The sequence below is a fragment of the Streptomyces sp. NPDC056161 genome, from assembly GCF_042268025.1.
GTDB lineage: Bacteria > Actinomycetota > Actinomycetes > Streptomycetales > Streptomycetaceae > Streptomyces.
Genome location: NZ_JBHJUV010000004.1, coordinates 236,082 through 261,746, shown reverse-complemented (window position 1 = coordinate 261,746; position 25,665 = coordinate 236,082). Strand labels below are relative to the sequence as shown.

The 25,665-nt window shown below is 71.7% G+C and carries 21 protein-coding genes and 1 pseudogene; 10 read left to right on the top strand and 12 right to left on the bottom strand.

What is annotated here, in order from left to right; genetic code table 11:
- The first annotated feature begins 17 nt into the window (after positions 1–17).
- Complete coding sequence (locus tag ACFC09_RS06360; RefSeq protein ID WP_376524361.1) at positions 18–758, top strand: Mut7-C RNAse domain-containing protein; 741 nt, start codon at positions 18–20, stop codon at positions 756–758.
- Here the strand turns inward: ACFC09_RS06360 and ACFC09_RS06355 are convergent.
- The 5 genes from ACFC09_RS06355 to ACFC09_RS06335 form a co-directional block, all read right to left on the bottom strand.
- Positions 755–3,169, bottom strand: a complete 2,415-nt coding sequence (locus ACFC09_RS06355; RefSeq protein ID WP_376524359.1) for a galactose oxidase-like domain-containing protein — start codon at positions 3,167–3,169, stop codon at positions 755–757. The two genes, ACFC09_RS06360 and ACFC09_RS06355, sit on opposite strands and share 4 nt — an antisense overlap.
- The gene (locus ACFC09_RS06350) at positions 3,166–4,374 is read right to left on the bottom strand and encodes a glycosyltransferase (protein ID WP_376524358.1); all 1,209 of its coding nucleotides are present in this window, start codon (positions 4,372–4,374) and stop codon (positions 3,166–3,168) included. Before ACFC09_RS06350 ends, ACFC09_RS06355 begins: the two co-directional genes overlap by 4 nt.
- A complete protein-coding gene (locus ACFC09_RS06345) occupies positions 4,374–6,095 on the bottom strand; it encodes an ArnT family glycosyltransferase (protein WP_376524356.1) in 1,722 nt (573 codons plus the stop codon). The genes ACFC09_RS06350 and ACFC09_RS06345 overlap by 1 nt, the downstream gene beginning before the upstream one ends.
- Complete coding sequence (locus ACFC09_RS06340) at positions 6,092–7,360, bottom strand: glycosyltransferase (RefSeq protein WP_376524355.1); 1,269 nt, start codon at positions 7,358–7,360, stop codon at positions 6,092–6,094. The genes ACFC09_RS06345 and ACFC09_RS06340 overlap by 4 nt, the downstream gene beginning before the upstream one ends.
- A gap of 193 nt (positions 7,361–7,553) precedes the next feature.
- Positions 7,554–9,596 carry a thioredoxin domain-containing protein gene (locus tag ACFC09_RS06335; RefSeq protein ID WP_376524353.1) on the bottom strand — a complete coding sequence of 681 codons (2,043 nt, stop codon included), beginning with the start codon at positions 9,594–9,596 and terminating at the stop codon, positions 7,554–7,556.
- Positions 9,597–9,947: 351 nt separating this feature from the next.
- Here ACFC09_RS06335 and ACFC09_RS06330 point away from each other — a divergent pair, with 351 nt between their 5' ends.
- The gene (locus tag ACFC09_RS06330) at positions 9,948–13,148 is read left to right on the top strand and encodes a tetratricopeptide repeat protein (RefSeq protein ID WP_376524352.1); all 3,201 of its coding nucleotides are present in this window, start codon (positions 9,948–9,950) and stop codon (positions 13,146–13,148) included.
- Between the two features lie 6 nt (positions 13,149–13,154).
- Here ACFC09_RS06330 and ACFC09_RS06325 read toward each other — a convergent pair whose 3' ends face one another.
- Positions 13,155–13,388, bottom strand: a complete 234-nt coding sequence (locus ACFC09_RS06325; protein ID WP_376524350.1) for a hypothetical protein — start codon at positions 13,386–13,388, stop codon at positions 13,155–13,157.
- Position 13,389: 1 nt separating this feature from the next.
- Positions 13,390–14,271: a mycothiol conjugate amidase Mca gene (gene mca, locus ACFC09_RS06320; RefSeq protein ID WP_376524348.1), complete on the bottom strand. Its 882-nt coding sequence runs from the start codon at positions 14,269–14,271 to the stop codon at positions 13,390–13,392.
- A 201-nt stretch (positions 14,272–14,472) separates the two neighbouring features.
- On the opposite strand from mca, the gene ACFC09_RS06315 reads away from it, so the two are divergent.
- On the top strand, positions 14,473–14,871 hold the full coding sequence (locus tag ACFC09_RS06315; protein ID WP_376524347.1) for a DUF4307 domain-containing protein: 399 nt from the start codon (positions 14,473–14,475) through the stop codon (positions 14,869–14,871).
- 167 nt (positions 14,872–15,038) lie between these two features.
- Positions 15,039–15,539 carry a transcription elongation factor GreA gene (greA, locus tag ACFC09_RS06310; RefSeq protein WP_376524346.1) on the top strand — a complete coding sequence of 167 codons (501 nt, stop codon included), beginning with the start codon at positions 15,039–15,041 and terminating at the stop codon, positions 15,537–15,539.
- Between the two features lie 137 nt (positions 15,540–15,676).
- Here greA and ACFC09_RS06305 read toward each other — a convergent pair whose 3' ends face one another.
- From ACFC09_RS06305 to ilvA, 3 genes are all read right to left on the bottom strand, one after another.
- Positions 15,677–16,534, bottom strand: a complete 858-nt coding sequence (locus ACFC09_RS06305) for an ABC transporter permease (RefSeq protein ID WP_376524344.1) — start codon at positions 16,532–16,534, stop codon at positions 15,677–15,679.
- Positions 16,531–17,586 (bottom strand): ATP-binding cassette domain-containing protein, encoded by a 1,056-nt coding sequence (locus ACFC09_RS06300; RefSeq protein ID WP_376524342.1) that lies wholly within the window; start codon positions 17,584–17,586, stop codon positions 16,531–16,533. Before ACFC09_RS06300 ends, ACFC09_RS06305 begins: the two co-directional genes overlap by 4 nt.
- Before the next feature lie 316 nt (positions 17,587–17,902).
- On the bottom strand, positions 17,903–19,132 hold the full coding sequence (gene ilvA / locus ACFC09_RS06295; protein WP_376524340.1) for a threonine ammonia-lyase: 1,230 nt from the start codon (positions 19,130–19,132) through the stop codon (positions 17,903–17,905).
- Between the two features lie 160 nt (positions 19,133–19,292).
- Between ilvA and ACFC09_RS06290 the strand changes: the two genes are divergently transcribed.
- The 3 genes from ACFC09_RS06290 to ACFC09_RS06280 all read left to right on the top strand — a co-directional run bounded on the left by ACFC09_RS06290 (position 19,293) and on the right by ACFC09_RS06280 (position 20,712).
- Positions 19,293–19,799 (top strand): MarR family winged helix-turn-helix transcriptional regulator, encoded by a 507-nt coding sequence (locus ACFC09_RS06290; protein ID WP_376524419.1) that lies wholly within the window; start codon positions 19,293–19,295, stop codon positions 19,797–19,799.
- Positions 19,800–19,914: 115 nt separating this feature from the next.
- On the top strand, positions 19,915–20,415 hold the full coding sequence (locus ACFC09_RS06285; protein ID WP_376524338.1) for a sigma factor-like helix-turn-helix DNA-binding protein: 501 nt from the start codon (positions 19,915–19,917) through the stop codon (positions 20,413–20,415).
- Positions 20,416–20,463: 48 nt separating this feature from the next.
- A complete protein-coding gene (locus ACFC09_RS06280; protein ID WP_376524336.1) occupies positions 20,464–20,712 on the top strand; it encodes a hypothetical protein in 249 nt (82 codons plus the stop codon).
- A 47-nt stretch (positions 20,713–20,759) separates the two neighbouring features.
- On the opposite strand, the gene ACFC09_RS06275 is transcribed toward ACFC09_RS06280, so the two are convergent.
- Entirely contained in the window at positions 20,760–21,914 is a 1,155-nt protein-coding gene (locus tag ACFC09_RS06275; protein ID WP_376524334.1) for a cystathionine gamma-synthase, read from the bottom strand.
- A gap of 241 nt (positions 21,915–22,155) precedes the next feature.
- Here ACFC09_RS06275 and ACFC09_RS06270 point away from each other — a divergent pair, with 241 nt between their 5' ends.
- Together ACFC09_RS06270 and ACFC09_RS06265 are read left to right on the top strand one after the other, a co-directional pair.
- Positions 22,156–23,274, top strand: coding sequence for a hypothetical protein (locus ACFC09_RS06270; RefSeq protein WP_376524333.1), 1,119 nt, complete (start codon positions 22,156–22,158; stop codon positions 23,272–23,274).
- A 130-nt stretch (positions 23,275–23,404) separates the two neighbouring features.
- Positions 23,405–23,860: a GNAT family N-acetyltransferase gene (locus ACFC09_RS06265; RefSeq protein ID WP_376524331.1), complete on the top strand. Its 456-nt coding sequence runs from the start codon at positions 23,405–23,407 to the stop codon at positions 23,858–23,860.
- A gap of 43 nt (positions 23,861–23,903) precedes the next feature.
- On the opposite strand, the gene ACFC09_RS06260 is transcribed toward ACFC09_RS06265, so the two are convergent.
- Entirely contained in the window at positions 23,904–24,503 is a 600-nt protein-coding gene (locus ACFC09_RS06260) for a hypothetical protein (RefSeq protein ID WP_376524329.1), read from the bottom strand.
- A gap of 277 nt (positions 24,504–24,780) precedes the next feature.
- Here ACFC09_RS06260 and ACFC09_RS06255 point away from each other — a divergent pair.
- Positions 24,781–25,511 (top strand): annotated as a pseudogene (locus tag ACFC09_RS06255) (SDR family oxidoreductase).
- The last annotated feature ends 154 nt before the right edge of the window (positions 25,512–25,665 follow it).

The window sequence follows — 25,665 nt, the reverse complement described above, 5'->3', positions numbered from 1 at the left end:
CGTGCCATCCTGGCCAGGTGAACGGTCCCGAGATCCACGTCGAAGTCGCCCCCGAGCTGCGGCTGTTCGTGACGCCCGCCCGGCGCGCGGGAAGCACCCCGGTCAGCACCGACGGCGTCTCCACCCTCGGCCATCTCGTCGAGTCCCTGGGCGTCCCGCTGACCGAGGCCGGCGGCCTGCTGGTGGACGGCCGCACGGTGCCGGTGTCGTACGTACCGGTGGGCGGTGAGCGCGTGCTGGTGCGGGCGGTGGCGCGGCCCCAGCGGGTCCCGGGCGCCCCGTTGCGGTTCCTCCTCGACGTGCACCTGGGCACCCTCGCCCGGCGGCTGCGGCTGCTCGGCGTGGACGCGGCGTACGAGTCGACGGACATCGGCGACCCGGCCCTGGCCACCCGCTCCGCGACCGAACGACGGGTCCTGCTCAGCCGCGACCGCGGCCTGCTGCGCCGCCGCGAGCTGTGGGCGGGCGCCTTCGTCTACAGCACGGCGCCCGACGACCAACTCCGCGACGTGCTGGGCCGGTTCAGGCCCGAGCTGCGCCCCTGGAGCCGCTGCACCGCCTGCAACGGCGTGCTGCGGGCGGCCGGCAAGGACGAGGTGGCCGACCAGCTGAAGGGCGGGACCGAGCGGTCGTACGACGTCTTCGCGCAGTGCCGGGCGTGCGGCCGCGCCTACTGGAAGGGCGCGCACCACGAACAACTGGAGGCCATCGTGGAGCGCGCCCTCGACGAGTTCGCCGACCGGACCGAGGGAGCCTAACGCCTCCTCACGTCGCCCTTGCCGCAGGCGATGCCGTCCCGGTCGGGGTCGAGACGCAGCGGGTCGTCGGCGCCGTTGACCTCCAGCCGCCCGTAGTCGTTCTGCGCCAGCCAGCCGCACCGGGCGGCGGTCGTCCTCTTCACCTGGGGCGGGAAGACGGTCGGCACGCACACGTTGGCCGAGCCGTAGTGCCGGTCGCAGCCGGAGACGGTGGTGCCCACCGGCTGGGCGGCGCGCTTCTTGCCGGGCCCGGTGACCTTGCCCGCGGGCGCGTCGGCGAAGGAGTGGACGTGCGCCGACGCATCGGACGCACTCAGCGCCGCCGGGCCCTCAAGGTGCACCCACTTCGCCACGGACGGCACCCCGTTCGCGTCCACCGCGAACAGCATGTACCAGCCGGGCGGGGCCAGGTTCGGGTTGCTCGTCACGTTCAGGTCGACGTTGTCGCCGTCGACGGACAGCGGCAGGTCGACGAAGCGCTGGTTGGGGTCGGAGGAGTGGGTGACGGCGGCCGGGCGGATCAGCTCGGCCTTGGCGATCGGCCGGTCGACGGTGATCCGCTGGGTGTCGCCGTAGGTCCACTCGGTGTCGATGACGGAGGTGATCGTCGGGCGGGTGCCCTTGTACAGGTAGGGCGGGGTGTAGATCGACACGTTGTGGTTCCAGGTGCCGTTGCCCGGGTTGTCGCCGGTCGACATCACCCGGCCGTCCGGGAGCAGGAACGACGAGGAGTGGTAGCCGCGGGCCTCGGGGTCGGCGGCCACCGGGTCGAAGGTGCCCTGCTGCGGGTCGTAGATCGAGGACTCGTGGACCGGGTTGGCCCGGTTGTGCAGCGCGCCGCCGGTCTCCAGCACCGAACCGTCGGGCAGCAGCACCGCCGAGACGTACATCTTGCCCTGGCCGCCGGTCTCCGGCTGGGGCCCGTTGCCCAGGTCGACCGTGCCCTGCGGGAGCGGCGGCCCCGCGACGTACGACGGGTTCGCCTCCTTGAGGTCGATCACGTCGGTCAGCCGGTTCGCGTCCGGGTTGGCGTCGATGTTGCCGCCGCCGATGGTCAGCACCCGCTGGTCCTGCGCCGGTGGCAGCAGCACGCTCGCCGACTGGTCCCGCTCGTCCTTGTCCTGGAGGCCCGGGACCTGGGTGACGGTGTTGGCCCCGTAGTCGTAGATCGCCGCACCGGTGCCCGGGATGTTGTTACCGAAGACATGGCTGCCCGTGTAGAAGAGGCGGCCGTCCTGCATCAGGATCATCGACGGGTACAGACCCCAGTACGACCAGGTCTGGTTGACCTTCCACAGCGGCAGCCACTGCTGCTCGGCCTCGGACCAGTACTCGGTGGTCACCGATCCGGTGGAGTCCTCGCGCAGCCCGCCGAAGGAGATGACGTCGCCGTTGCCCAGCTCGGTCGCGGACGGGTACCAGTGGCCGTCGTTGAGGTCGTTGGTCCTGCTGTAGGTCTCGGTCGCCGGGTCGAAGACGTACGAGTCCTTGTAGCCCTCGTAGCCGTGCGAGCCGTCCGCCGCCGGATAGGCCAGGTTGCCGCTCATCACCAGCACCCGGCCGTCCTGGAGCTGGACGTGCCCGGCGCAGAACATGTCCTTCGGGGTGGGGACGACCTTGTAGGTGCCCTTCGCCGGGTCGTAGACCGCCGAGGTGAAGGTGCCCGCGGCGAAGTTCTCCTCGCTGTTGCCGGAGCCCGCGATCAGCAGCACCTTGCCGTTGTTGAGGACGACGGAGTGCATGGAGCGGACCGGGTTCTGCGTCGGCAGGACCTGCCAGCTCCCGTCCGCGCACTGCGCCTGCGTGCCGGTGCACCCGGCGGGCGGCAGCGTGTCCGGGACCTGTTCCATGGCGTAGTCGTCGGTGGTCGCCGAACCCGTGCCGTACACCGACACGCCCCAGGTGATCCGGTCGGTGCCGGCCGGCACCTCGGGCGTGCGGACCGTCGCCCGGGTCCAGTCCGCCGCCAGGTCCAGGGTCTTGAGGTCGGTCCAGTACTGCCAGCCGGCAGCCGGGTCGTGCCGGAACAGGGTGAGCGAGGTGTCGGGCGTCGTCGACCTGTACCAGAGCGACAGGTCGTACTGCTTGCCCACCGACACCACCGGCGCGCACTCGGTGGACTCGGTGATCAGCGCCTTGCGGTCGCCGTCGACCCGGCGGGACAGCGTGACCTTCATGGCCTTGGCGCCGCTGTGCGCGTCGCCCGTCGTCTCGAAGGTGAAGTCGTTGTCGCCCCAGCCGGACTTCTCCCAGCAGTACGGCATGTCGTCGCCCGCCCCCGAGGCCGCGGTCTCGAAGCCGGGGTTCTTCACGAGGTTGGCGGCCGCGGCGGGCTGCGGGGCGGTCAGGAGCAGACCGGCGGTCAGGGCCCCCACCCCGACCAGCGCGGTTCTTCTGCGGTGGAGTTTCACACGGCTCTCCTTGCGGCGGGAGTACGGCTCTGCCGTCCGGCGCCCTCCGCGGAACGCCGGCGCGGCAGGTAGACCAGCGCTTCCGTGCCGAGGAAACGCAGGACGAACGTCGTCACCAGGGCGAGCGCGGTGGCGGACAGCGTGCCCATCCCGAACCGGTGGACGAACAGCGCGATCAGCGGGATGCGCAGCACGAGGTCGGCGTTGGCGAGCAGCGCGAACCGGCCGGCGCGGTCCCACCAGCGGCGGTGCCGGCGCCGGTCGCGGAACAGCAGGTGCTCGATGAGCAGGAAGTTCCAGGCGACGCCCGCCTGGTTGGCGAGGATCTCGGCGGGGACGTAGTGCACGCCGAGCGCGGTCAGCGCCGCGAGGCCGGCCAGGTTCGGCACGAACCCGGTGGCGCCGATCAGACCGAAGGCGACCATGCGGGCGACGGGTGAGGAGGTGCGCAGGCCGACCAGGTGCCGCAGGAAGCGGAAGCCTTCCCGCGCACTCGACTTGGACTGACCCGCGAACCGGTCCTGGAAGACGAACGGCACCTCGGCGACCCGGCCGGGCCTGGTGCGCACGGCCAGTTCGAGCAGGATCTTGTAGCCGAGGGGCCGCAGCGCGTCCGCGGTGACCGCGCTGCGCCGGATGGCGAAGAAGCCGCTCATCGGGTCGCTGATGCCGTGCAGCCGGCGCGGGAAGAGGGACTTGGCCAGCCAGGTCGCGGCGCGGGAGACGGCCACCCGGTAGCCGCCCGCGAGTCCGGCGCGGCTGCCGCCCTTGAGGTAGCGGGAGGCGACGACGAGCCCGGCGCCGGTCCGCTCGCCGGTGGCGACCAGCTCCGGCACCAGCGACGCCGGGTGCTGGCAGTCGCCGTCCATGACGACGATCCAGTCGGAGGCGGCCGTCCGCAGCCCCTCGACGACCGCCCCGCCGAGCCCGCCCGCCGGTTCCTCGCGGTGCAGCACGGACACCGGGAACGGGCAGTCCTGCGCGGCCCGGCGGATGACGTCGGGCGTGTCGTCGGTGGAGTCGTCGACGAAGACGACCTCGCAGGGCAGCCGGGCGGGCACCGCGTCGGTGATCTGCCGCAGCAGCGGGCGGATGTTGGCGGACTCGTTGAACGTCGGTACGACGATGGTGACGGCGCCGGGCTCGGCCAGAGCGGCCGTGAGATCACCGAGGTCGCCGGGGGCGGTGTACTCGTGGCCGCTCATCACTCGCCTCCCACGGTCGGCTGCCTCGACTGCTGAAACTGCTGGGACTGCTGGGACTGCTGGAACCGCTGGAACTGCTGGAACTGCTGGGACTGGGGGATCTGCCGGATCTCGATGCGGTCGGCTCCGGTGCCGAAGGTCGCGACCGGCGTGGAGTGCTGGATGGCGGCCCGTACGTTCGGCAGGTCGCGTGCGTCGCGCCGGACCGTCGGCGAGGCGACCACGTAGTCGATGTCCCGCCAGCCGTGCGGCATCGTCTTCGTCACGGCCGGGTCGAGGTCGGCCTTGTAGAACCAGATGGCGCCGAGTCCGGGCTCGTACCCGGCGTGCACCAGGTCGAGCCAGAGCGCGTCGTCGACGAGGACGCGGGTGTCCGCCGGGTCGTCGACCTCGGTGCTCAGCCACGCCGACGCCTGCCGGTAGGGGGCGTTGGCGTCGGCGGTGACGGCGGTGCGGTCGCCGTCGTACCACTGCGGTACGACATAGGCGCCGGCTGCGACGGCGAGGACCGCGGCGAGCGCGTACCGGCCGCCGGTGACGTACCGCTTCTCGTGCTCGGATCGCCGTCTGCGCAGCACCGCGTGGGTGACGGAGGCGGCGCCGCCCGCGAGGACCAGGGCGAGGAAGGGCAGCGCGCCGATGATGTACATGGCGGGCAGATAGCCGTTCGGACGCAGCGCCATCGCCGCCAGGATCGCCACGGTCAGGGCCGGTCCGGCGAGCGCGCGGGCGGTGACCGACCAGCGCCAGGTGGCGAGCAGCAGCAGCGCCCCCGCGAGGCCGCCGAGGGGCAGCACCCGGTCGTAGTACAGCCAGGAGTGGAAGACCGCGTACGAGCCGGAGGAGGGGTCCAGGATGGATCCCGAACCGGGCCGGGACAACTGGTAGGTGATGCCGTCCCACAGCGATACGTGTCCGCTGCCCGGCAGCAACTCCCCCTTGAGCAGGGCGAACAGCGGATAGGAGAAGCCGGCCAGGGCGCAGGCGGTGATCGCGCCGGTGAGCGCGAACTTCCGGGTGTCGCGGTGGCTGTGGCGCCACATGGTGACCAGCAGGGCGGGCAGGACGATGAGCATCGTCTCCTTGGTGAGCACGCCCGCGGCGGCGGCGAGGCCCGCGCCGAAGTGGTGCCAGAGGTGCCTGCTGGGCGAGGCGGCGAGGCAGAAGGCCAGCAGCAGCCACATCACGGCGATGTTGTCGAGGAAGATCTCCCGCTGGAGGACGACGGCCAGCGGCGACAGGCCGATCAGGGCCATGCCGAGTGCGGCGGCCCAGCGGGGCAGCGCGAGCCGCCGTCCGAGGACGTACACGAGGACCGCGCTGACGCCGCTGACCAGGAGCATCACCAGGCGCATGGTGCCGACGGTCATCGCGCCGGGGTCGAGTGCGGAGGGGATCCAGGTGAGCAGGGCTATCTGGAGCCAGCCGAGCGGCGGGTGGTCGTACCAGTAGGTGTAGTGGGCCAGGCCCGCGCCCTGCTGCACGGCCCATGCCTGGGCGAGGTAGGTGCCCTCGTCGTCGCTGAGGGTCGGGTAGGCGGAGATGTTCCAGCCCTGGACGACGAGGATCGCCGCCAGCAGCAGCCCGCACAGCAGCAGGTCGGAACGGGAGGAGCGGAGCCGGGCCGGCGGCCGGGCCCGGCCGGTCGAAGGATCCGTCAGGGCATGGCGGGGCGGCGCGGGGACCGTCGGAGGGGTCACCGCGGGAAGGGTGGAGGTCACGCGGGAACGTCCTCTCGGATCGGCTCGGCCGCGGTGAGGTGCGCGCCGACGTGAGTGGTCAACTCCCAGTCGTTGCGGCCGCGTTGCTCACGCCATACGGCGCGGACTGCGGCCCCCGCGAGGAGCACCTGGTAGAAGGGGCCGCCCACGACGAGCTTCGCGTAGTGGACGAGGCGGACGCGCAGGCCGTACTGCTTGCCGAAGTCGTGCAGCCCGACCACTTCGAAGACGAAGGTGACGGCGGCCGTGACCAGCGGCAGGAAGGTGAGGAAGGCGATCCCGACGGGCACGTCGAGGAAGATCGCGACGGCCGCGTTGACCGGGATGACCACGCCGGAGAAGGCTTGCAGGAACGGCGTCATGAGCGTGTACCGGGCGAGCAGCCGCTGTCCGAAGCCGGGCAGCCCGCGCCAGTCCTTCTTGCGGTAGACCTGGAGGAAGCCCTGGTTCCAGCGGGTGCGCTGCCTGAGCAGCGACATCAGGGAGCCGGGTGTCTCCTCCCGGGTGACCATGTCGGAGTCGTAGGCGACGACCACCTTCTTGCCGACGCTGGACAGCCGGACGCCCAGGTCGCAGTCCTCGGCCAGGCAGTCCGGGTCCCAGCCGCCGGCCTCGCGGAGCACGTCGGTCCGGACGAAGACCGTGTTGCCGCCGAGCGGGATGAACCCCTTCTGGGCGTGCAGGTGCAGCCGGGAACGGAACCAGAAGAAGTACTCCAGGCAGTTGCGCAGGCTGTACCAGCTGGAGTGGAAGTTGATCAGTTGGACGCCGCCCTGGACGACGTCCGCGCCGGTGGTCAGGAACGCGTGGTCGACGTGGGCGAGGAGTTCCGGGTGGACCTGGTCCTCGGCGTCGAAGACCCCGACGACGGCGCCGCGGCAGTGCGGCAGCGCCGTGTTCATGGCCTTCGGCTTGTTCTTCTTCTCGTGGGTGTCGACGACGACGCGGACGCGCGGGTCGCGGGCGGCGGCCCGCTCGGCCACCGCCGCGGTCCCGGGGTCGTCGTGCCCCACGATGACGATGATCTCGAAGTCGGTGTGCGTGGACTCCAGCAGCCGCTGGATGGTGTGGTCGAGCACGGCCTGCTCGTGCCGCGCGGGCAGCAGCAGCGAGAACGACACGTGCCCGGCGCCGTCCGGCCTGCGGAAGCGGGTGGACGCGAGCACTTCGGGCGTACGCCACGCGTGCATCTGCCACCACAAGGTGAAGGCCGCCATCCAGAAAAGCGCAAGCGAAACGGCAGCGATGAAGACAGACGTCAGCAACAGATCCCCCCAGATCCCCGATGCCCCCCTGACGCGGCGGTCAGTCAGATCCGCCGCGTCACCTTGCAGAGATTATGCGCGATCTGTGAAGCGCGTAGGCACTTTGGGTGAAGAACTTGTTTCCGCACAATCGGGTCGCGGGTGAACGAATGCGCCGAGCAAGAGCGTTCGGGGCACTGCGGGACATGTCCTTTCAGCGACTCAACACCGTGCGCAACCGCTCCGGATCGGTCGTCGGGGCGTCGCAGGTGAAGTTGCGGCACACGTACGCGGCGGGCGCCCCGTCCACGAGGGGCCGGCCGGCGAGGAGCGGGAACTCGGTGCCGTCCGGGGTGCCGGCGGCGACCACGGCGCCCGGAGCGGTGCCCTGCAACGCCGTACGGTGCAGGACCCCGGTCGCCCCGTCGGCCAGGTCCGGGCCGACGACCGCGATCTCCCGCGGGCCGTCGAGCAGGGCCTCGGCGACCGCCAGCCCCCAGCCGATGAACCGCGGGACCCGCGGCCCGAGCGCCGTCACCACCCCGAGCGCCCGCTCCGCGGCGGCGCGCAGCGGTTCGGAACCGGTGTGCGCGGCATAGCCGAGCAGGGCGCCCGCGGCGGCGGTCCAGCCGGCCGGGGTGGCGTTGTCGGTGGGGTCCTGCGGGCGGCGGATGAGCCGTTCGGCGTCGGCCGCGGTGTCGTAGAGGGCACCGCTGTCCACGTCCGCGAAGCGGGTGAGGACCTGGCCGAGGAGCAGCCCCGCGAAGTCGAGCCAGGCGCCGTCGCCGGTGACGGAGGCGAGCGCGAGGAAGCCCTCGGCGACGTCGGCGTAGTCCTCCAGCACGCCCGCGTTGGCGCCGGCCCGGCCGTCCCGGCTGGTGCGGACCAGCCGGCCGCGGTCGTCCAGGTGCAGCCGGACCAGCAGGTCGGCGGCGGCGGCCGCGGCCTCGACCAGGTCGGGCCGGTCGAAGTAGGCGCCGGTCTCGGCCAGCGCGGCGATCGCCAGGCCGTTCCACGCGGCGACGACCTTGTCGTCGCGGCCCGGCGCCGGGCGCTGCTGCCGCGCCCGCAGCAGCCGCTCGCGGATCGACGTGATGCGCTCCGCCTCGAACACGCCCTCGTCCTGCGGGAGCCGCAGGACGGACCGGCCGTGCTCGAAGGTGCCTTCCTCGGTCACGCCGAAGTGCTGGGCGGCGACCTGAGCGTCGTCGTCCCCCAGGACCTCACGCAGTTCCTCGGGCGTCCACACGTAGTACGCGCCCTCCACGTGCCGACCGCTGCCGTCGTCGCTGTCGGCGTCGAGGGCGGAGGCGAACCCGCCCTCGGCGGTGCCCAGTTCACGGACCATGAAGTCCGCGGTCTCCACGGCGACCCGACGGGCCTGCTCGGAGCCGGTGGAGCGCCACAGGTGGGCGTGGACGCGGCACAGCAGGGCGTTGTCGTACAGCATCTTCTCGAAGTGCGGCACCAGGGGTCCACCGGGCCCGGCCGTGAGTACGTACCGGTGGAAGCCGCCTCCCACCTGGTCGTACAGGCTCGAACGGTCCATCGCGCCGCACAGCCCTTCGGCCATCTCCAGCGCCGCCACGGAACCGGCCCGCGCATGGTGGCGCAGAAGGAACTCGATCACCATCGAAGGCGGGAACTTGGTGTCCCCCTTGAACCAGCCGCTCGCGGGATCGATGTCCCGGGTCAGCTGGAGGAGGGCCAGGGCCTGGGTCTCCTCGGTGGGCGTCCCGGCGTCCCCGATGGTCAACTCCTGCGCGGCGAGGTCCCGAGTGATCTTCCCCGCGACCTCTCCCACCTCGTCCCGTCGGCTCGTCCAGGCGTTGTGCACGCCTTCGAGCACCTGACGGAAGGACGGCATGCCGTGCCGGGCCTCGGGCGGGAAGTACGTACCGAAGTAGAAGGGCTCCCCCTCCGGCGTCATGAACACCGACATCGGCCAGCCGCCCTGCCCGGTGGCCGCCTGCACCGCCTCCATGTAGACGGCATCGACGTCGGGGCGCTCCTCACGGTCCACCTTGACCGACACGAAACGCTCGTTCATGTACGCGGCGGTGTCGTCGTCCTCGAAGGACTCGTGCGCCATGACGTGACACCAGTGACAGGCGCTGTAGCCGACGCTCAAGAACACCGGGACATCGCGCCGCCGGGCTTCTTCGAACGCGTCGCTCTCCCAGGGCCGCCAGTCGACGGGGTTGTCCGCGTGCTGGAGGAGGTACGGGGACGTGGCCTGCGCAAGTCGGTTGGGCATACCCCCATCCTTGCGCACCCGCCTGCGCCCTGGCCACGCGCCACAGGGGCAGCGCACGACCGGGACGGAAGCGGGCGAAACCGCCGCCGAGCCGGTCGTGGATCCCGCCGGATCCCGCCCCGGGCCATCCGCTCGCCGGTGCCGCGGGCCATCCGCTCGCAGGCGCCGCGGGCCATCCGCAACGCGCCCTCGGACCCGGTGCGGGCGCGGCATCGATTCCGACCGCCGTGGAAATGATCGAACGCCCTGGACGTCACGAAACCGTCCCCGATGATCGCGGCCCCCTCGCGTTCGTGCCGCGTCCGAAGGACACTCGTAGCCCTGGGAGTTACGGCCGGAGGGGGACGGGACATGCGGGACAGCCATCGCACCGAGGCCGAGCGGCTGGTGGTGCGGGCGGTCGAGGAGGAGGTGCGGCGTTCGGGCGGGCGTGTCGACGGGCAGGTGCTGCTGACCCGGGCGCGCGGTTCGCTGGACGCCATGGCGCAGGCCGCCGCCGAGGAGTACGCCGCGTACACGCGCGCCCTCGACGAGACCGAGGACGGCCGGCTCACCTTCGCCCAGCGGTACGCGAAGGACGGCGCCGGAACCCCCCTGCTGGTGGCGGGCGTCGCCGCGGTCGCCGCCCTGGTGGCCGACCTGTCGCTGGGCACCGGGACGGGCACGGCGCTGGGCGCGGGCGCGGCCGTGGGCGTGGTGGGCGCCGCCGCCACCGTGGTGAAGGTGGCCGGCGTCCATCTGCCGGCCGCCCACCACCGGGCGGGCGAGGTGAGCCAGCCGGGCGGCCCCGAGCAGCTGCGGTTGCAGTGGCTGACGGCGCTCGAAGTGCGCGGCATCCGGCCGTTCCTCGACCAGCAGCGGGTGCTCAGCGCCTCGACCGGCCCGAAGCAGCAGGGCCCCAAGCTGCGCGGCGCGGACAAGAGCGCGGCGGCCCGCAGGCGCACGGTGCTCCAGGAGTCCTTCGGTCAACTCCCCGAGCCCGAGGGCCCGTTCGCGGGACGCCGGGCGGAGATGGCACGGCTCAGGCAGTGGGTGCGGGCGGCCCGAGCGAACACCGAGACCCGGCCGACGGTGGTCGTGCTGCACGGCCGTCCGGGCGCGGGCCGCACCACGCTCGCCGTCCGGGCCACGCACGAACTGCGGGACCACTTCCGCGGCGCGGTCGTCGTCGATCTGCGCGGGGGCAGCCGCCACGAGCCGCCGCTGCCGACCCGGGACGCCCTGCTGCATCTGCTGAACCGGCTCGGGGCACCCCGCGAGCAGTTGCTGTTCCGCGAACGTTCCTCCCTCGACCAGCAGGTCAAGCGGCTCAGCGAGCTGTACCAGCAGCATCTGACGGGCCTCGCGGTGACGATCGTGCTGGACGACGCCTCGGACCCCGAGCAGATCCGCGCCCTGGTCCCCGAGCGCTCCGACAGCCTGGTCCTGATCACCGCCGCGGAGCCCCTCGAACTGCCCGCCGACCTGCCGGCCTGGGTGCACCACCTCCCGGTGGAGGCCCTGGACGAGGCGGGCGCGGAGGAGCTGCTGGGCGCCGCCGCGCAGGACTCCTCGGGCCCCTACGACGCCGAATCCACCGACCTGATCCGCCAGTTGTGCGGCGGTCTGCCGCTCGCCCTGCGCATCGCCGGCTCGTCGCTCGGCCCGCGTTCACCGCGCCGGCTGGCCGGCGACCTCGACGCGTACGGCCCGGTCGATCCCGTCGAACGCGTCCTGTGGCTGCGCTACACCGACCAGACCGAGGCGGCCCGCACGCTGCTGCGCAGGCTGGCCCTGGCCGGCCGCGCCTCCCTGGGCGCCGCGGCGGCCGCCGCCCTGCTCGGCGCGGAGGAGTCGGAGGCGGCCCGGCAGCTGGCGAAGCTCGCGCAGGCGGGCCTGATCGACCATGTGCGGGGCCGCCGGTACCGGATGCACGACCTGGTCCGCGCGTTCGCCCAGGCCCGGCTGCTCGACGAGGAGGGGCAGGCCGAACGCACGGCGGCGCAGGAGCGTCTGATCGTGAGCTACGGCGAGCTGGCCGACTCCGTGCTGCGCCTGGTCGACGGCAACATGTCGACCCGCTCGGACCGGTTCGGACCGCACGGCTTCACCTCGCTCGAAGAGGCCCTGCGCTGGCTGGACGACGAGTCCAGCTTCATCACGGCGGCGCTGCGGCACGCGGAGGGCGTGAACCAGACCGCCGTGCTGAACCTGCTCGGCGCCCTGTGCGACTACTGCCTGCTCCGCGGCGACCTGTACCGCCTCGGTGAGATCAGCGAGCTGGCCCAGGCCGTCGACCAGGGTCTGCTGATCCACTCGGTGCAGTGGCGCACCGGTATCGCCGCCCGCCAGCTGGGCGAGCTGGACAAGGCCCGGACGACGCTCAGCTCGGTCGTCGACCTCTACCTGGAGGCCCACCACGACGCGGGCGCGGCCCGTGCGCTGTGCTCGCTGGGCATCACCCTGCACCATCAGGGCCAGCTCACCGAGGCCGCGGCCAAGCTCCAGGAGGCGCTGGACCTCCAGGCGGCGCCCGAGCTGGCGACCGACCGGGCCTGGACGATGCACGCGCTGGCCGCCGTCCAGCGGGACCGCGCCCGGCTGGCTGAGGCCCTGGACCTGCTGACCAGGTCCCTGGTCCTGCACCGCGAGGGCGGTTCGGTGCACGGCGAGGCGTGGGCCCACTTCCAGCTGGGCCAGCTGGCGCTGCGGATGGGCGACGTGCCGCGTGCGGAGCGGGAGCTTGAGGCCGCCCTCGACCGCTACCGCCGTACCCGTGACGCCCGCGGCGAGGCGTGGGCGCTGACCCAGCTGGCGAGGGCCCGGCTCGTCGACGGGGACGCCCCCGAGGCGGCCGAGGCGCTGCGGCAGGCCGCTGTCCGGCACCATGACAACGAGGACGCGCGCGGCGAGGCGTGGACGGGCTACTACCTCGGCCAGGCCCTGGAGGAGTCCGGCGACCTGGACCGGGCCGTGCGCGAGCTGGAGCGGTCCCGCACGATGTTCTCCCGGATGCGCGACGTGTACGGCCTGGCCTGCGCCCGCCACCACTCGGCCCGTGTCACCCGCGACCAGCGCGCCACCCAGACGGGCTCGCTGCGCAACTCCGGCTTCGCCCGTCAGCTCCTGATGGACGCCCGCGCCGACTTCCAGCGCATCGGCGTCACCCACGGCGAGGCGTGGACCTGCCTGGAGCTGGCGGTCGTCGACGCGGGCAACACGCGCGCCCAGCAGGCGCTGGCCCTGTGCGACGAGGCGATCGGCCTGTTCACCTCGTACGGCGACCAGCGGGGTGAGGACTGGGCCCGCTTCCTGCGCTGCACCCTGCTCCCCTACGCCGCCCCCGGCGGTGTGGAGATCGGCACGGCGGTGGCGCAGGAGGAACTGGCCCAGCTGGTCCGGGCCGCGCACGGCACCCGGGACCAGAAGCTGGCCGAGTACCTGACGGCGTACGCGCTGCTGCTGGAGCGCGGTGTGCAGTTGGAGGCCGGGTGGCAGGCGTGGCGTCTGGGCATGGTGCCGAACCGGCACGCCCGCGAGGTGATGGGGGTGCCGGTACCTGCCGTGTCGTGAGGCCGGTCAGCCCCGCCCGGTGTCCTGGCCGGCGGGGGCCGTCGGCCCTGACTCCGCGCGGGAGTCCGGGGACTCCTTGAAGTCGACCTTCTGCATGTGCTTGCTCATCGACTTCATCAGACCCCACACGGCCAGGGCCATCACCGCGAAGACGATGAAGCCGAGGACGCCGGGGGTGACCTTGTTGTCGTCGATCTCCGCGAGGGGGACGACCTGTGTCAGTGCCTGGCTGAAGCTCATGTCAGGCATTGTCGCGGATGCCCGCAAAGAGGTCGTCCTCGGGTAGGGAGGTGTCGACGAGCGACTTCGCCAGCTCGTACTCCTCCGTCGGCCAGACCTCCTTCTGGAGGTCCATCGGCACCCGGAACCAGCCGCCGTCGGGGTCGATCTGCGTGGCGTGCGCGATCAGCGCCTTGTCGCGGATCTCGAAGAAGTCGGCGCACGGGATGTGCGTGGTGAGGACGCGCTCGACGCGCTCGATCTCCTTCCAGCGCTTGAGCCAGTCCCCGTAGGGCGACTCCAGACCGCGCGCCAGCAGCGCCTTGTGCAGCGCCTCGGTACGCGGGCGGTTGAAGCCCTGGTTGTAGTAGAGCTTGAGCGCCTGGAAGGCCGGGCCGAACTCGGACTCCGGGTACTTCTCCGCGTCCGCGGCGCCCTCGAAGGCCACCATCGTGATCTTGTGGGTCATGATGTGGTCGGGGTGCGGATAGCCGCCGTTCTCGTCGTACGTGGTGATCACCTGGGGACGGAAGGAACGGATCTGCTTCACGAGTTCCCCGGCCGCCTTGTCGACGTCCTCCAGGGCGAAGCAGCCCTCGGGCAGCGGCGGCAGCGGGTCGCCCTCGGGCAGGCCGGAGTCGACGAAGCCGAGCCACTCCTGCTTGACGCCCAGGATCTCGCGGGCCTCGTCCATCTCCTTCTTGCGTACCTCGTGGATGTGTTCCTCGATGTACGTGTCACCCTTCAGCTTCGGATTGAGGATGGAGCCGCGCTCCCCGCCCGTGCAGGTCACGACCAGCACGTCCACCCCCTCCGACACGTACTTCGCCATGGTGGCCGCGCCCTTGCTCGACTCGTCGTCGGGGTGCGCGTGGACGGCCATCAGTCGCAGCTGGTCAGTCAAGACTCAATCCTCGGTAGGTCGGCGCCCGGATCTTCGGACGCAATCCAATTTGGGCCGTGCCGCAAGCACCTCCTTGCGGGGTGGCGGTCAGATGGCCGACGGGCGGCTTCTATAGTGACCGAATCGGGGGGCGAATAATTCCACGGGCCGGTCCGGGCTCCCGCCGGGGCTCCCGTCCCCGGTCCTGCCGAGAGGACGATCATGAGCACGGTGAGCACGCGGTTGCCCGAAGGCCGCTACGGGCGTTCCTCGGACGAACGCGCCGACCACAAGCTCAAGATCATCGGTGCGGTGCTCGGCGCGGCCCTGCTCGCGCTGGTCGGCTACTTCGCGTACCACTACGTGGTGCGGAGCGAGATCAGCGCGGAAGTGATCACGTTCCAGGCTTCGGACAGCTCGGTCTCCGTGCATCTGGAGGTCCACAAGGACGCCGGGACCGACGGCTACTGCACCCTGCGCTCGCAGGCCGCCGACGGCGCGGAGGTGGGCCGGGCCGACTTCCGCTTCACCGGGTCAGCGACCCGCATCGACCGGGTCGTCACGCTGCGTACGACCTCTCAGGGCACCACGGCCGAGCTGCTCGGCTGCCACGCCGACTGATGCCGTCCGGATACGTCGACCCTGACCTGCACTGACACGATTCTGATGGCTTATGTCCTCCCCCTTCCGCCGTTGAATTGTTAGGCTCGTGGTTTCGCCCTTCCGTGAAGGAACATTCTTCTGGGTAGGGCGATGCTTTGTATCCCCAGTACCGACGAGGAGCACCTGTGACCCAGACCAGCGAGAACGTCACCTGGCTGACCCAGGAGGCGTACAACCAGCTCAGGGCCGAGCTGGAGTACCTGTCTGGTCCTGCGCGCACGGAGATCGCCGCCAAGATCGCGGCCGCGCGCGAGGAGGGCGACCTGCGCGAGAACGGCGGTTATCACGCGGCCAAGGAAGAGCAGGGCAAGCAGGAACTCCGCGTACGACAGCTGACCCAGCTCCTGGAGAACGCCAAGGTCGGCGAGGCCCCCGCCTCCGCGGACGGTGCGGTCGCCCCCGGCATGGTGGTGACGATCGCCTTCGACGGTGACGAGGACGACACCCTGACGTTCCTCCTCGCCTCCCGCGAGTACGCGAGCGCCGGCATCGAGACGTACTCCCCGCAGTCCCCGCTGGGCGCCGGCGTGACCGGCCACAAGGTCGGCGAGAACGCGGAGTACGAACTGCCCAACGGCAAGAAGGCCACGGTGAAGATCCTCAAGGCCGAGCCGTACTCGGGCTGACCGGGACCCGGCCGTACCCGGCTGACCGGGGCCGATCGTTTCCGTACGAGGCCCCCGGCGTCCAACGATCACTGGAACTCAGGGATCCCGTCGATGCCGGGGGCCTCGCCATGTCCGGCCCGGGAGGTGCGCTCGGGTCAGGCGGCGGCCGAGCGGTACTTGCGGACCGCGAGCGTGCGGAAGACGACGATGATCAGGACCGCGTAGATCAGCGACGCCCACACCGGGTGCTGCATGGGCCAGGCACCGGACTGGGACAGACCCGGAGCACCGAAGAGTTCACGGCACGCCTGGACTATCGCGCTGAACGGATTCCACTCGGCGACGTGCCGCAGCCAGGGGGTCATCTGACCCGAGTCGACGAACGCGTTCGAGATGAACGTCACGGGAAAGAGCCAGATCAGACCGCCTGAGGTCGCCGCTTCCGGAGTGCGCACGGACAGACCGATCAGCGCGCCGATCCAGGTGAAGGCGTATCCCAGAAGCAGCAGCAGGGCGAAACCACCCAGGACCTTCCCGATGTTGGTCGGCTCCGCGTAGCCGGGGCGCCAGCCCACGAGCAGCGCGACGATCGCGAGGACCAGCAGCGTCAGCGCGGTCTGCACGAGGTCGGCGAGGGTACGTCCGGTCAGCACGGCACCCCGCGCCATGGGCAGCGAACGGAACCGGTCGATGAGGCCCTTGTGCATGTCGTCGGCTATGCCGGCGCCCGCTCCCGCGGTGGCGAAGGTGACGGTCTGCGCGAAGATGCCGGCCATCAGGAAGTTCTTGTAGACCGCCGGGTCGGTGGTGTTGCCGATCTTCATGGAGCCGCCGAAGACGTACGTGAAGAGGATCACGAACATCACCGGCTGGATCAGGCCGAACAGCAGCATCTCGGGGATCCTGGTCATGCGGATCAGGTTCCGTCTGGCGACGATCAGCGAGTCCCGGATCGACCGACTGATGGGGTTGCCGGACGCCGTGACCTGCACGGTGTCGGTGACGGCGCTCACTTCACGGCCTCCTTGCGGCTGTTCTTTCCGGTGTCCCTGCTGGCGTTCCTGCTGGCGTTCTTGGGGTCTGCGCCGTCGTCGTCCGCGCTGTCCGCGTCGCTCTCGCCCGCGGTCTCGGCCAGGTGTCCCGTCAGGGAGAGGAAGACGTCGTCGAGGGTGGGGCGGCGCAGTCCGATGTCGTCTATCTCGATGCCACGGCCGTCCAGTTCACGGATCACCTCGGCGAGCAGCTTGGCGCCGCCGGTGACGGGCACGGTGAGCTTGCGGGTGTGCTCCTCCACCGTGGTGTCGCCCTTGCCGAAGCCGCGCAGCACTTCGGCGGCGGTGGCGATGTGCTCGCGCTCGTGCACCACGACCTCGACGCGCTCACCGCCGGTGCGGGCCTTCAGTTGGTCGGAGGTGCCCTTGGCGATGACCCGGCCGTGGTCGACGACCGCGATCTCGTGGGCGAGGTGGTCGGCCTCTTCGAGGTACTGGGTGGTGAGCAGCAGCGTCGTGCCACCGGAGACCAGTTGCTTGATGACCTCCCACAGCTGCTGGCGGTTGCGCGGATCGAGGCCGGTCGTCGGCTCGTCCATGAACATCACGGGCGGCGAGACCACGAGGGCCGCCGCGAGGTCGAGCCGGCGGCGCATGCCTCCGGAGTAGGTCTTCGTGGGCCGGTCGGCGGCCTCGGTGAGGTGGAACTGCTCCAGCAGTTCCGCGGCCCGCGCCTTGGCCGGCTTCGCCCTCATCTGGTACAGCTGGCCGACCATCTGTAGGTTCTCGCGGCCGGTGAGGTATTCGTCGACCGCCGCGAACTGCCCGGACAGGCCGATGGAGCGGCGCACGGTGTCGGGGTGCTTGAGCACGTCCACGCCCGCGACGACCGCCTTGCCGCTGTCGGGTCGCAGCAGGGTGGTCAGACAGCGGACGCTCGTCGTCTTGCCCGCGCCGTTCGGCCCGAGCAGGCCGAGGACCGTGCCCTCGGGGACATCGAGGTCGACGCCGTCCAGTGCCCGTACGTCGCCGAAGGTCTTGATCAGACCTTCCGCATAGATGGCGCCTGGCATGTGTGTCTCCACGTCGTCGGGATTTGCTTGGCGGATTGGTTGAAAGGGTTGCGAGGATTGCGGGGGGGTTCAGGACGGTTGGTCGCGTACGGATGCCCGAAGGAACCCGGGGGAGTCCACCCGAATCCACTGGAACCCGCAGGAAGCCAGAGGAAGCCAGAGGAAGCCGAAGGAATCCGGGAGAGTCCCGAACGAGTTCCGAAGGTACCCGACACACCATAACGCGATGTATCGCGTCCCTCAACGGATTTCCCCGAACGAGTGATGCGGACGTTCCTGACCTGGTGAAACGGCTGACGCGGCGGTCGGCGTCGGCTCAGTCGATGACGGTGTAACCCGCCTCGCGCAGGGCCTGGCCGACCTCGACGCAGTGCGTCGGCCCCTTCGTCTCCAGGTGCAGCTCCACCTCCGCCTCCGTGAGCCCGAGCCGCGGATCGGTCCGTACGTGACTCACGTCGAGCACGTTAGCGTCCACCACTGACAACACCCCGAGAAGCGTCGCGAGGGCGCCCGGCCGGTCCGTCAGCCGCAGCCGTACGGCCAGGTAGCGGCCCTGCGCGGTCATGCCGTGCCGCAGCACCCGCTGGAGCAGCACCGGGTCGACGTTGCCCCCGGACAGCACGGCGACGACCGGCCCGGCGAAGGCGCCGGGCTCGCCGAGCAGCGCCGCGACCGGGCTCGCCCCGGCCGGCTCGACGACCAGCTTGGCCCGCTCCAGACACAGCAGCAGCGCCGCCGACAGCTGGTCCTCGGTGACCGTACGGATCTCGTCGACCGATTCCGCGATGATCCGGAACGGCACGTCGCCGGGCCGCCCCACCTTGATGCCGTCCGCCATCGTCGCCGGGCCCTCGATGGCCACCGGCCGCCCGGCCGCGAGCGAGGGCGGATACGCCGCCGAACCCGCCGCCTGCACCCCGACGATCCGCACCTCGGGCCGCAGCGCCTTCACCGCGACCGCGATGCCGGCCGCGAGCCCGCCGCCGCCGATGCCGACGACGATGGTGCCGACCTCGGGGCACTGCTCCAGGATCTCCAGGCCGACCGTGCCCTGGCCCGCGATGACGTCGGGGTGGTCGAAGGGGTGGATGAACACGGCACCGGTCCGCTCCGCGTACTCCTGCGCGGCGGACAGTGTCTCGTCGACCACCTGGCCGTGCAGGCGCACCTCCGCGCCGTACTCCCGGGTGGCGCTGATCTTCGGCAGTGGGGCGCCCTTGGGCATGAACACCGTGGCGTGCACGCCGAGCAGCGACGACGCGAGCGCGACGCCCTGCGCGTGGTTGCCGGCGCTCGCGGCCACCACGCCGGCGGCCCGCTCCTCCGGCAGCAGCCCGGCGATCCGCACGTAGGCGCCGCGCAGCTTGAACGATCCGGTCCGCTGGAGGTTCTCGCACTTGAGGAGCACCGGCGCACCCACCAGCTGGGACAGATGCCTGCTGCTCTCCAGCGCGGTCACCCGGGCCACACCGGAGAGCATCTTCTGGGCACCGCGTACGTCGTCGAGGGTGACGGGACGCAGCGAGCCGGCCGTGCTGTAGCTCATGGCTCAAGTCTCGCAGTTCACAGTCGCGGGCAGCCGGTGTGACCAAGCACCGAGACCGGTTCGTGCAGCGTCGGTACGGCCTGCGTCCCGGCCGCGTACCCTGTCCCCCAACCCAGCAGCCCTCATGAAGTGAGCCCCCGCCATGCCCACAACACCTGAAATGTCGATGGACATGACGACCGTAGGTGACACCGGTCTTCTCGACACCCTTCAGCACCAGGTGGCGCTGTTCGCCCGTCGTGCCGAGCAGACCCGGCTCGGTGGCGTCGGGCAGGTGCGCAATTCCATGGACCGTGCCGCGTACCTGCTGCTCAACCGCCTGGACAAGGAAGGCCCGATGGGGGTCAAGGCGCTCGCCGCGAGCATGGGGATCGACTCGTCGACGGTCACCCGCCAGGTGGCTCCGCTGGTCGACACCGGGCTCGTCAAGCGGACCTCGCACCCCGAGGACGGGCGGGCGGTGGTGCTCCAGCTCTCCCCGCGCGGGGCGGCCCGGCTGGACGAGGTGCGCTCCTCCAGGCGCCAGTTGATGGCCGAGCTGACACACGACTGGGCGGCGGAGGAGCGCGAGTCGTTCTGTGCGCTCCTGACGCGCTTCAACAGCGCTCTCTCCGCCCGGACGGCGGTACCGGGCGTCACGGCAGAGGAGACTCCCCCGGCCTCCTGACGACCGGAGCCTTGACCTTGGGCCGCCGCTGTCCTCATATGAGACCGGGGTCCCGCGGCGCATCCGGCGCCACATCCCGCCGTACCGGGTGGGGCCCCGCACTGGGGGAGGCACGGTGCGCGAACGGCAGGCGTCGCAGGGCGCCCGCCGGGCCCGGGAGTTCGAGGCGTTCGTCGCGGGCGCGGCAGGGCGGCTGCTGCATGCCGCGACCCTGCTCACCGCCGAGGACCCCGGCGACAACCCGCGCGCGCGGCGCCTGCTGACGCTCGCGCTCGCGCACACGTACGCGTGCTGGCACCGGCTGCGCGGCGAGGACCCCTACGACCGGGCCCGCCAGTACCTCGCCCTGCGTTTCGCGCGCACGGCCTGGCACCAGTACGGCGGCTTGGGGCGTGCCCACACGCATCCCGCGAGCCCGACGGCCGTGCTCGCTCCCCAGGAGCGTCTGATCCTCGTCCTCAGGCTGTACGAGGGCGTCGCCGAGGAGCAGGCGGCGGCCCTGCTCGGGCTTCCGGTCGAACGGGTCCACGCGATCTGCGAGCGGGCGACGGCCACGCTGCTGCATCCGCCGCGGCTGGCCGCGGCGGGTGGCGTGGCGGAGCCGGCGCCGTCCTGAGGCGGGGGCCGGTGCGCAGGTGAGAGGGACGGGCGGGGGGAGAGACGGGTGAACCGGCCGGAACGGGAGGCCGCCGCACGGCGGATCATGGAGCGGGTACCGCCGCCGGTACCGCCCGACCTGTACCCGGAGGCCGTACGGCGCGGGAGCCGCGAACTGCGGCGCAGGACCGCCGCCCGGCGCCTGCTGTGGCTGGTCCTGTGCGCCGCGGCCGTGGCGTTCGCGGTCTGGGCGGTGACGGCGCGCCCCTGGGTGGAGCCGCCGTCCCAGACGACTCCACCGCTGACCGGTTGGTGAGCCCCTTCAGGGTGGTGCCGGACCGCGGCGGGCCTCGCCCGGCCCGGTCAGCCCAGCGCCTGCTTCAGGTCCTCCAGGAGGTCGTCGACGTTCTCGATGCCCACGGAGAGCCGGACCAGGTCGCCCGGGACCTCCAGGGCCGAGCCGACCACCGAGGCGTGCGTCATCCGGCCGGGGTGCTCGATCAGTGATTCGACCCCGCCCAGCGACTCGCCGAGGGTGAACACCTTGCTGCGGTTGCAGACCTCGACGGCCGCCTCCTCACCGCCCTCGACCTGGAAGGAGACCATGCCGCCGAACGCCTTCATCTGCTTCGCGGCGACCTCGTGACCGGGGTGCTCGGGCAGGCCCGGGTACAGAACGCGCGTCACGCGCGCGTGCCTGCCCAGCATGTCGGCGATCTTGGTGGCGTTCTCGGTGTGCCGGTCCATGCGCACCGCGAGCGTCTTGGCGCCGCGCAGCACCAGCCAGGAGTCGAAGGGTCCGGCGACCGCGCCCATGGCGTTCTGGTGGAACGCCAGCTCCTCGCCCAGTGCCTGGTCGGCCGCGATCAGCGCGCCGCCGACGACGTCCGAGTGCCCGCCCATGTACTTGGTGAGCGAGTGCACGACGACGTCCGCGCCGAGCGCCAGCGGCTGCTGGAGGTAGGGGGTGGCGAAGGTGTTGTCGACGACGAGCCGCGCACCGACGTCGTGGGCGAGCTGAGCGACGGCGGCGATGTCGGTGATGCCGAGCAGCGGGTTGGAGGGGGTCTCCACCCATACGGCCTTGGTCCGCGGGGTGAGGGCGGCCCGCACCGCTGCCGGATCGCTGGTGTCGGCGACGGACCACTCCACCCCCCACCGGGCGACGACCTTGGAGAAGAGGCGGAACGTGCCGCCGTACGCGTCGTTCGGGATGACCACGTGGTCGCCGGGGCTGAGCAGCGTACGCAGCAGGGCGTCCTCGGCGGCCAGGCCGGACGCGAAGGCCAGTCCGCGGCGGCCGCCCTCCAGCGCGGCGAGGTTCTCCTCCAGCGCGGTCCTGGTGGGGTTGGCGCTGCGGCTGTACTCGTAGCCCTCGCGCAGGCCGCCCACGCCGTCCTGTTTGTACGTCGAGACCTGGTAGATCGGTGGGACGACCGCCCCGGTGCGGGGATCGGCGGTGTTGCCCGCGTGGATCGCGAGTGTCTCGAAGTGCTGACTGATGTGCCTGTCGCTCATGGACCCCGAGCGTAGTGCGCCGAGGGGCCCGCCGCCGGGTCATGGCTCGCCCGGTCCTGGCGGAAGGGTTCTCCCGGTTCGCGGGTGAGTGGTCCTGCGGTTCGGGAGCGGGCCGTCCTGCGGTTCGCGGGTGAGTCGCCGTGCGGGCTCCGCGGGGTGTGCGGTGCCGGGGTGCGGGTGGTTTTCCACAGGGGATCGAACGGGTTCGCCAATTGTCGGCGGCGTCTGGTTCGCTTGAGGCATGTCGATTCTCTGGGTCCTGATGGCGCTGCTCTTGCTGAGCTTCGTGGCGATTCCGTTCCTGCGGCGCAGGCGCGCCGGGATCGAGCGCGTCTCCCCGGACCACCCGGACGCGGCCGACCCGGCGACCTACGGCTTCGTGCGCCAGGAGGACCTGGACATCCGGATGCCCGGCCCCGACCAGGACCTCCTCGACGTCCTCGATTTGGTGCAGCGCACCCAGGACTACCGGGCGGCGGCGCAGTTGCTGGCCGGCACCGAGGCGGCGGGCGAGCTGCGCTGGCAGCGCGTCCAGGCGTTCGCGGGCGCGGCGGCCCTGGAGTTGCAGCAGCGGCCGGGCGGGGTCCACGAGACGCCGGGCGGCCAGTGGCTGCGGGTGTGGCGGGCCGAGCAGCCCAAGGACGCGGGCGGCGCCGCGGTGCACGCGGAGTTCCTGGTGCAGCAGGCGTGGCGCACGTCCACCCCGGGGACGGACGATTTCCGGATCATCATGGAGGAGGCCAGGGACGCCTGCGGGCAGGCGGCGCTGCTGGCGCCCGGTGACCCGATCCCGTACGTCGTCGAGCTGTCGGTGGCCCGCGGACTGGCGTATCCGCGCGCGGAGTTCGAGCAGCTGTGGCTGAAGATCCTGGACCGCGCCCCGGCCCACATGGGCGCCCACCTCGCGGCGCTGCACTACTGGTGCGAGAAGTGGCACGGCTCGCGCGAGCTGGCGTACTCGTTCGCCGAGGCCGCCGCCGCCCGCGCCCCGCAGGGCTCCCTGCTGGCCGCCATGCCCCTGTTCGCGGTCTTCGAGCACCTGCCCGAGGTGAACCTGGTCAGCAGCTTCTACCAGAGCGAGGTCGTCACGAAGTCGATGCACGGCGCGCTGTACGCGGTGCACGCGGCCCGCTCCGACGACCCGATGCTGGCGCACGTCCGCCATCTGCTGGTCTTCTTCCTGGTCCGCGCCGAGCGGTGGGCGGAGGCGATGAGCCAGCTGGTCCACGTGGACGGCCATGTCGGCGCGCTCCCCTGGACGCTGTCCGCCGAACCGGCCGCGGAGTTCGCTCTCTACCGCGCCCTGGCGGTCGCGGGCTTCGAGGCGAACGGCGGCAGCCCGGCGTCGCTGCTCAACTGACGTCCCCGGACGGGGAGTTGCCGGGTGGCCGGCAGCGATGCCAGGGGCCGGGGGCGCTGCCGCCGTCTGCCGGAGTGATCCGCCCGCTTCCGTGCCCGGCGCGGACCGGGGCGACGGATAGGCTCGCCGCATGGACCTCTGGACAGACATGGACATCCGCGTGGACATCGCCCGGGAAGCGAGTCAGGAACTCGTCGACGCGTTCGCCCGGTTGCTGCCGCAGCTGTCCTCGACGGCCAGGCCCCTCGACCACGAAGCGATCGACCGCATGGTGTCGTCGGACGCGACCACGGTGCTGCTCGCGCGGACGTCCGACGCGATCGTCGGCACCCTGACCCTGGTGCTGTTGCCCTTGCCGGCCGGGCTGCGGGGCCGCGTCGAGGACGTCGTCGTCGACGAGGCCGCGCGGGGCCGGGGCGTCGCGGGGCTCCTCCTGCGGGAGGCGGTGCGCATCGCCACGGAGGCGGGTGCCCGGACGGTCGATCTCACCTCCCGGCCGGACCGCGCGGCGGCGAACCGCCTCTACGAACGCCTCGGCTTCCGGCCCCGGCACTCGACGGTCTACCGCTTCCCGATCGACCGGTAGGAGATCACCGGCCGCCGCGGGGCCCGCGGCGGCCTGGGCGGGTTCAGCGCGACTGGAGCGCGTCCAGCGCCACGGCCTGCGCGAGCACCAGCCGCCGGTCGTACCGGTCGTCGTCCATCCGTACGACGTAGTGGTCGCGGATGCGGGTCTTCTTCTCGAAGGAGCCCACCTTGCGGCCGTCCGCGTCGATGAAGTCGAAGTGGTACTTCCAGATGAACGGCAGGTCCCCGACGAACGGCAGCACCCCCCACACCCGCCGGAAGACGGCGAGCGCGGCGCTGCGTTCCTGGACCGTGACGGTGGGGAGCCCCGGCTGGTCGAGCTGCCAGGTGGAGCGCAGCAGCGACTTGCCGAACTTCTTGCCGAACACGCCGATGGGCCCGCCCTCGCCGGTGACGTCGTAGGCACTGGCGAGGTCGACGACCTTGCGGGCCTTGAACGCGGCGACGACGGACTGCTTCGACTCGTCGGTGTAGAGGGTGACCTCTTCCTTGAGCTTCATGCGCTTCTGCTCGATGAAGGCGACCTGCGTGCCGGGTGCGCCGGCGCCGTCGTCGGCGAACACCTCGTAGCGGTTGATCATCATGGTCACCCGCTGGTGGATGTGGAACTGTCTCTGGGTCTGTATCGCGACGGCGTTCATGGTCCCCTCCCTGGGATAGAGCGGCGTCAGCGTAGCGGGCGGCGTCCGCCGCGTCACTTCGGTGCACTCGGGTGCGCGGACGGCACGGTGGAAGGACCCGGCCGGTGCCCTTCGACGGCCGTCTGACCAGCGGCTTCACCGTAACGCGCGGCCGTTGACGGAAGTTCGGTGGGAACCACCGCGGCCCTGGGCCCCCGGCCCGCCACCTCCGCGGGCAGCGGCGCGGGCGACTCGTCCGCGGCGGCGGGCGTGCGCGGTCACCGGGGCCGGCAGCGGCATCGGTGAGGCCACCGCGCTGCTGCTGGCCGAGCGGGGCGCGCGGGTCGTGCTGGGCGCGCGGGTCGTGCTGGGCGCGCGCCGGACCGAGCGGCTGGCCGGGCTCGCGGCGAGGATCGAGCGGGCGGGCGGCACGGCCGCCTGGATCCGTACCGATGTGACCCGCCGAGCGGACCTGCACGCCCTGGTCGCGCCGGCCGGGGAGCGGTTCGGCCGGCTCGACGCGCTCGTGGGCAACGCCGGGGTCGGCACCATCTCGCCGCTCGACGACCTGCGCGTCGACGAGTGGGACCGCATGGTCGACGTCGACGTGAAGGGCGTGCTGCACGGGATCGCGGCCGCGCTGCCGGTGTTCCGGGCGCAGGGTGCCGGGCACTTCGTCACGATCGCCTCCACGGCGGCGTTCCGGGCCGCGCCGGATGCCCGTGTACGCCGGTACGAAACTCGCGGTCCGGGCGATCTGTGAGGGACTGCGGCAGGAGGCCGGCGATCGCCTGCGGGTGACGGCCGTCTCGCGACGACGTACCGGAATGAGCCCCTTCCACGCCGGGTGTGACCGACACCGACTTCACGGAGGCGTCCACGAACGACCGGGTCAGGGCGGAGATCTCCCGGCTGCGGAAGAGCGCCGTCCCGCCCGCGGCGATCGCTCGGGCCGTCGCGTTCGCACTGGAGCAACCGGACGACGTCGACGTGAACGAGATCGTCGTCCGGCCCACCGCGCAGAGCTGAACGCTCCCCCGCCACAGCACGCTGCCCAGCCCCCGCTGCCCAGCGCTCGCCCAGCGCTCCGCCGAGAGGCCGTGATACGCCGTATGTCATCTGCGGCGAACTCAATGACCGGCACTCGAACACCCCCTATCAGACCTATGTCACCTATCCGACC

Coding starts and splice junctions, on each gene's coding strand:
- ACFC09_RS06330 (WP_376524352.1), top strand. CDS start 9,948: ATGCGGGACAGCCATCGCACCGAGGCCGAGCGGCTGGTGGTGCGGGCG.
- ACFC09_RS06315 (WP_376524347.1), top strand. CDS start 14,473: ATGAGCACGGTGAGCACGCGGTTGCCCGAAGGCCGCTACGGGCGTTCC.
- ACFC09_RS06275 (WP_376524334.1), bottom strand. CDS start 21,914: ATGAGCGACAGGCACATCAGTCAGCACTTCGAGACACTCGCGATCCAC.
- ACFC09_RS06300 (WP_376524342.1), bottom strand. CDS start 17,586: ATGCCAGGCGCCATCTATGCGGAAGGTCTGATCAAGACCTTCGGCGAC.
- ilvA (WP_376524340.1), bottom strand. CDS start 19,132: ATGAGCTACAGCACGGCCGGCTCGCTGCGTCCCGTCACCCTCGACGAC.
- ACFC09_RS06350 (WP_376524358.1), bottom strand. CDS start 4,374: ATGAGCGGCCACGAGTACACCGCCCCCGGCGACCTCGGTGATCTCACG.
- ACFC09_RS06325 (WP_376524350.1), bottom strand. CDS start 13,388: ATGAGCTTCAGCCAGGCACTGACACAGGTCGTCCCCCTCGCGGAGATC.
- ACFC09_RS06290 (WP_376524419.1), top strand. CDS start 19,293: ATGTCGATGGACATGACGACCGTAGGTGACACCGGTCTTCTCGACACC.
- ACFC09_RS06260 (WP_376524329.1), bottom strand. CDS start 24,503: ATGAACGCCGTCGCGATACAGACCCAGAGACAGTTCCACATCCACCAG.
- ACFC09_RS06270 (WP_376524333.1), top strand. CDS start 22,156: ATGTCGATTCTCTGGGTCCTGATGGCGCTGCTCTTGCTGAGCTTCGTG.
- ACFC09_RS06335 (WP_376524353.1), bottom strand. CDS start 9,596: ATGCCCAACCGACTTGCGCAGGCCACGTCCCCGTACCTCCTCCAGCAC.
- ACFC09_RS06265 (WP_376524331.1), top strand. CDS start 23,405: ATGGACCTCTGGACAGACATGGACATCCGCGTGGACATCGCCCGGGAA.